The organism is Streptomyces sp. NTH33 (genome assembly GCF_003236365.1).
GTDB lineage: Bacteria > Actinomycetota > Actinomycetes > Streptomycetales > Streptomycetaceae > Streptomyces.
This window is the reverse complement of record NZ_POTZ01000444.1, coordinates 1-5700: the sequence shown is the minus strand read 5'-3', so window position 1 is coordinate 5700 and position 5700 is coordinate 1. Positions and strand designations below refer to the sequence as shown.

The following is a 5700-nucleotide window of genomic DNA, read 5'->3' as shown; positions in this document are numbered from 1 at the left end:
TCAAGCGCCCGGATTCGAAGTACTCACCCTCGGTCAAGAAACGGCAGCACGGACCCACCCGGCGCGTCCCGGCCAACGTCATCACCCTGAACCCGGTGATGCTTCACTAGCTCAAACAACGGCATTGAGTACCCGGCGGGAAGTGGCAGACGGTGATCGCCAGGCCGGTCTCGGCAGCCAGCGCGGCCAGCTCGCTCTTCCAGACCCTGTAGCGGTAGCCGTTGGAGCCGCCGGCGTCCGCGGTGATCAGCAGCCGGGTGGCCTTGGGATGGTCGCTGTGGCCGCAAGCCTTCCACCAGCGGCGGATCGACTCGACGGCGAAGGTGGAGGTGTCGTGGTCGACGCCGACGTTGACCCAGCCGGTGTTGCGGGCGATGTCGTAGATCCCGTAGGGGATGGCCTGCTCGACGTCCGGACCGGAGAAGAAGAAGTGATGGTCCTCGACTCGTACCGGGTCGCCCTTGGGGCGCCACTCGCGCCCAGCCATGGGCAGGCGCCCGATCTGCTCGCGCTTCTTGGTGTCCACGCTGATCACCGGATCGCCTGCCGCTTGGTACTGCTTGACCTGCTCGTTGAGGTAGCGGAACTGGGCGTCACGGTCGGGATGTTGGGCTCCTTCGAGAGTCTTGGCGTTGGCCTGCAGGCTGAAGCCGGCCTGCTTCAGCAGCCGGCCCACCGTCGGCGCGGAGACCGGGTGGCCCTGCCGGGTCAGCTCCTCGGCCAGGTGGCGCAGCGACTTCGTCGTCCAGCGCAGCGGGGATTCCGGATCACCGCGCTCGTCGGGCTCGACCAGGGCCATCAGCGCGTTCACCAGGCCGGGGTCGATCTCCTCGGCCGGTTTGCGGCCTCCGCCTTCGGTGCGGATGCGTCCGCCGGGCAGCGGCCCGGTGCCAGCTTCCAGTTCCGTGATCCCCCGGCGCACGGTGGTCTCGCTGACCGCCGCTGCCCGGGCGGCGGCGCGCACTCCGCCGTGGCCAAGCAGCCTCGCCTCGGCCGCTACCGCCAGACGCCGCTGCCGCTCGTTCAGAGGGGGCAGCAACACCGCGAAGCGGTAGCCGAGTTGGGACAGCATCTCCTCCGTGATCGCCATACCAGGCCAACGAGCCGCTGACCGCGAAGCAACAGGTTGATTCCTTACGGCTTCTGTGGACCCAGCACCGCTGGTGGCGGGCGGCCGGGAACACCTCCGCCAGGGCCTTCCACAGGCCCATCGCGCCGTCGCCGACGACCAGCTCGGGATCGCGCACGCCGCGGCGGCGGCAGTCGCGCAGCAGGTCGGCCCACGACTCGGTCAACTCACGCAGCCCCTCGGCCAGGGCGATCAGCTCCTTGGTGCCGTCCAGGCGTACTCCCATCAGGACCAGGACGCAGGAGTGGGCCTGCCCGAGCCGGACCTTGGGGTGCACGCCGTCGGCCCACACGTACACGTAGTCGGACTCGGTGAGGTCGCGCTGCTGGAAGGCGGCGTGGTCGTCCTGCCACTGCTTCGTCAGCCGGGTCACGGTGGCCGGCGACAGCCCGGCCGCCGAGCCGAGGAACTGCTCCAGCGCCGGTACGAAGTCCCCCGAGGACAGCCCGTGCAGGTAGAGCAGCGGCAGCACCTCGCTGATCTTCGGGGACTTGCGGCACCACGGCGGCAGGATCTTCGAGGAGAACCGCATCCGCTCGCCGGTGGCCGCGTCCACCCGCTTGTCGTTCACGCGCGGGGCCCTGACCTCGACGGGACCGGCGGCGGTGGTCACGGTGCGGGGCCGGTGGTGACCGCTGCGAGCCACCAGGCGGCGCCCGGCCGCGTCTGTCTCGGCCGCTAACTCGGCTATGTACTGGTTGACTTCGGCCTCCAGCGCGGCCGCCAGCATCCGCCGGGCGCCCTCGCGGACGATCTCGTCGATCAGGGAGCCGGCCTCGGTGGAACCGTCGGCATTCACTACGCTGAGCACGGGCGTGCCTTCCCGACCCGCGCTGCGAACGCGGGCCTACTCGGTGACCATCAAAGGATCATTCGGGAAGGTACGCCCTGCGCGTCCCTCCCGGGACTGATCCACAAGTCCTGAGCATTGCTCCTGCGTAGATCGTCTTGATGGTCGTCTTGTTCGTCGTGCGGCTGGTGCGACGGCGCTTGACCTCGATGGCCTGCACGGAGTGTGGAAAGAGGAGGCCGGGCTGGACCGTGCAGACCTTGAGTCGGCGGATCTCGCGCCGGCCGTGACCCTGTGCGCGGGTGCGGTGCTGGAGCGGGACTTCGCGCCAGGGCAGACGTCGCAGTTGTCGGCGCAGTTTCTTCTGGTTGTCCTTGACGACCAGGACGTAGTGGCCGCCCCGGTTGATGAGGTGTTCGGCATGGCTGGTCTGGGTGTGCATGACGTCCGCGGTGATGACGCATCCGCGCAGGTCGAGTCGTTCCAACAGCGGGGAGAAGGCGGGGATTTCGTTGCTCTTCGCGGTGATCTGCCGCTGGGAGATCACCGTCTGGCCCTCGTGCAGGACGGCGGCGAGGAGGTGGATGGCCGCCCGTGTGCCCTGGCGGCTGCCGCGGACGGCCTTGCCGTCGACGGCCACTCCCACCAGCTCCGGAAAGTCGTCGTCGACAGGGTCGGTTGCGTGTCGGGCCAGCCAGGCGCCCACGGCGTCGTCGAGGGCGTCGCCGTCCAGACGCGCCAGCAGGCGGCCCAGGGTGGTCGCGCGGGGCAGGCGGCGCAGCCCGATCCTTTCCCGGACATCGGGGGTGATGTCGACGGCGTAGCGGGCGATGCCGGCCAGCGTGGTGGCACCGCCGAGTACCGCAAGCAGGCACAGGGCGAGCAGCGACCCCAGCCGGTAGCGGCGGCCCCGCACCCGTCGCGGATCGGGCAGCCGGTCCAGCACGTCGGCCAGGGAGGTGAGTTCGGATGGTCCGGCAGGCAGGTGCAACAGCTCGACGTCCCCGCGGTGACGCTGGAGAACATCGATCAGGGAGGATGGCACGCGAACGCGACCCCTGTTCATGATCAAAGGCTTCGAGAACCTTGATCATCGGGGGTCGCGTTCGCCGCCTCCAGCCGCGGACAAGCAGGCCATCAGCACACACCAGCACACGAGTTACCCATCTCACCGCGTGAGAACGCACGCGCCCTGGGCCCTTGGGGCGGCGAACAGGGACACGGATGCCGACCCCGGCGCCGATGTACCCCTTGTCTGCCAGGGTGGACAGGCCACCGGCGGTGGCCTTGTACAGCGCCGGCAGCACGTGCAGTCGCGCGGCCGTGATGTCCGGCGTGGAGCCCGGCTCCACATCCGAGATCCACAAAGGCGTGCCGTCCGGAGCGGACAGGAACTGAATGTTACCGTCAAAACTCTTGTGTTCCTGGCTGAACCACAGGTCGTTGCCGTTCTCGCGGACACCGGCGACCCGGTCGCATGCGATCAATGTGCCGTCCAGTACCAGGTGTGTCATGCCCTCGGCGCGGCAACGGTCCAACACCGCATGGCGATCGGGGGGCTTGGTCTGCGAGGACGTCGATGCCCTCGTGCAGGTAGCGGTAGCCGGTCGCCTGGGATACCCCGGCGTCCCGGGCGAGGCAGTGCACACAGCCTCGCTCACGGAACCGGCGCAGCACCAGCACCGCCTGACTGTCGACGGTCACGTAATCCGGTTCTGTCGGGGATCTTGTTTGCGCCGTGAGGCGCTGTCGGTTCGAGTGGAGGTGGAAGACCTGCACCAACGCCCTGTCGCAGCAGGGATGTTGAAGCTGAGGGCAGCCTGATCCGGGTGGTGCCGGGGAGGGCGGGAAGCGGCCCTGACAAAGCCGGGGCGTACCAGTACTGCCAGATGGTGCGGGTCCGGCGAGCGTGATGGACAGGACCTCTTGGCGCAGCGGCCGACCTCGGCACCGCTGTTGCTACCAAGAGGTCCTGCTCGTCCGGACGACTTCACCGATTCCGCTCCGCCGCCCCGACGATCAGTTCATGGACAGGGACTGGGATTTATCCCGCGTTTCTGGACATTCCGCCAGAATGGCGAAATCCTGGTCAGAGGTCGGCGTCGCTACTCGCCATCCCTTATATCTATTTCATCGGAGCAGACCATTGCGGGGATGTCACCCTCTGTTCCATGGACTGATTGGATGATGACGCTCTGTTCATTGCATTCCGCCGCCGGTGTCGGATAGCTTTGCTGACGATCATTGAGGGGGCGGGTCGTGGTGCTCGCGATCCAAGACGGGGGTATTGAGATGTAATGGCTTCTGCGGGTGCGGCTGTGAGATTCTCCGGTTTCCACGGTGCAATGTCGTTGCTTTCTTTTTGCGCTTTCCTGATCCGCGACCTTCTTTGGTCTGTGCGATTCCTTGTGCCCTTAATCGGCGGCGGCTGTTTTTGCATTCCTTTTCCGTCTGCAGTGAATCGTGACATTTGAATCCGGAATTCCCCTCGTGAGTCCGGATAATTTCCATGCTTGCTCCAGGGCCGGCTCCCCGCCGGGTTCGATGCTGTTCTGGGATGGATGCCGATGGCCGACGCGCCGACGTTCACCGAGACTTTCACCATTACCACCGACAACCCCCTACTGAGCGGTCACGTCGTGCACGGGCGCAACCTCCTGCCCGGTGTTGGCTACGTGGATCTGGTGCTGCAAGTTCTCGTCCGGCACGGTCACGCCATGCCGGACATCGAGTTGCGCAGTCTCACCATCCTCGCACCGCTCGTTGTCGCACCCGGAGAGCAGGTCCTGGCCACGGTCGAGGGGCGTCCAGCGCCGAACGAAGGGTGGCGGATCGAAGTCCGCAGCCGACGCCGGCAGGACACCGTGGATGTCCTGCACGCGGTCGTGGCGGCACGCCGGCATATTCTTCCTCCCTTCCAAGAACGGCTGTCGCTACCACTCACCGGGGTGGATCGGCTCACCCCACTCGCTGACATCTACACCTGGCTCCGCGAACACGAACTGGTCCACTCGGGCTTGATGAAGATCGAGGGTGCGGTCCATCACCGTGTCGCAGACTGGGTGGTAGAAGTGAAACTCCCCCCGGCCCGCCAGGACAGCGCAGGCGAATTCCTCTTCCACCCGGCGCTGTTCGAGGCGGGACTGCTCGGCGGCAGTGTAAGCAGTCACATGCTGCACGAGGGAGACGGGGACCAAGCCCTCTACCTCCCCATGTTATTCCAGTCGTTCCGAGCGGTAGCGCCCTTAGGAAGGCATTGCTTCGTCAGGGTTTCTGCTGCCTCAATGAGCAGGGACGACGAACTCATCCGGCTCGCGGCAGATTTCTACGACCCGACCGGGGTGAAGGTCGCGGAATTCGGGCAGCTCGCGGCCAAGCGGGTCCGGACTGTGGCAGCCCTCGACGTCCGGGACGCGCCCACTCAGCACGCCGTGTCCACGGCCGTCGCGGCGGACTCGGAGCCCGGGTCGGCGACCGCTCCGGCCGCCGCCGGACGGGATGTCCTGTCCCTGCTGCGGAACATGGTCGCCACGCGCCTCGGCGTGTCCCCCGCCGAGGTCGGGACACGCATCGGCTACTACCAGCTCGGGCTGGCCTCCGCCTCCCTCGTCGGTCTCGTGACCGAGCTGGAGGACCGGCTCTCCCTGGAACTCTCCCCGACCGTCGTCTTCGAGCACACGACGATCGCGGACCTGGCGGCCTGGCTCGAAACTCGGCTGGCCGAGTCCGGCGCCCGGGAAGACTCGCACCCGGCGGCCGCACCCCCCGTCGGTGCCCCCAC

At 67.2% G+C, this 5700-nt stretch carries 2 protein-coding genes and 3 pseudogenes; 1 reads left to right on the top strand and 4 read right to left on the bottom strand.

Translation table 11 applies throughout. The annotated features are described in order from the left end of the window. Nucleotides 1–127: 127 nt before the first annotated feature. From C1I97_RS29990 to C1I97_RS43055, 4 genes and pseudogenes are all read right to left on the bottom strand, one after another. A pseudogene (locus C1I97_RS29990) lies at nt 128–1090 on the bottom strand (ISAzo13 family transposase); the annotation flags it as partial. 52 nt (nt 1091–1142) lie between these two features. Further along, nucleotides 1143–1940: pseudogene (locus C1I97_RS29985) on the bottom strand (IS256 family transposase); the annotation flags it as partial. Nucleotides 1941–1998: 58 nt separating this feature from the next. Further along, a complete protein-coding gene (locus C1I97_RS29980; RefSeq protein WP_181446975.1) occupies nt 1999–2964 on the bottom strand; it encodes an ISAs1 family transposase in 966 nt (321 codons plus the stop codon). 163 nt (nt 2965–3127) lie between these two features. Then, nucleotides 3128–3433 (bottom strand): annotated as a pseudogene (locus C1I97_RS43055) (transposase family protein); the annotation flags it as partial. Nucleotides 3434–4480: 1047 nt separating this feature from the next. On the opposite strand from C1I97_RS43055, the gene C1I97_RS29965 reads away from it, so the two are divergent. Then, nucleotides 4481–5700, top strand: a 1220-nt coding sequence (locus C1I97_RS29965; protein ID WP_258382804.1) for a phosphopantetheine-binding protein, incomplete at its 3' end; no start/stop codon positions are given.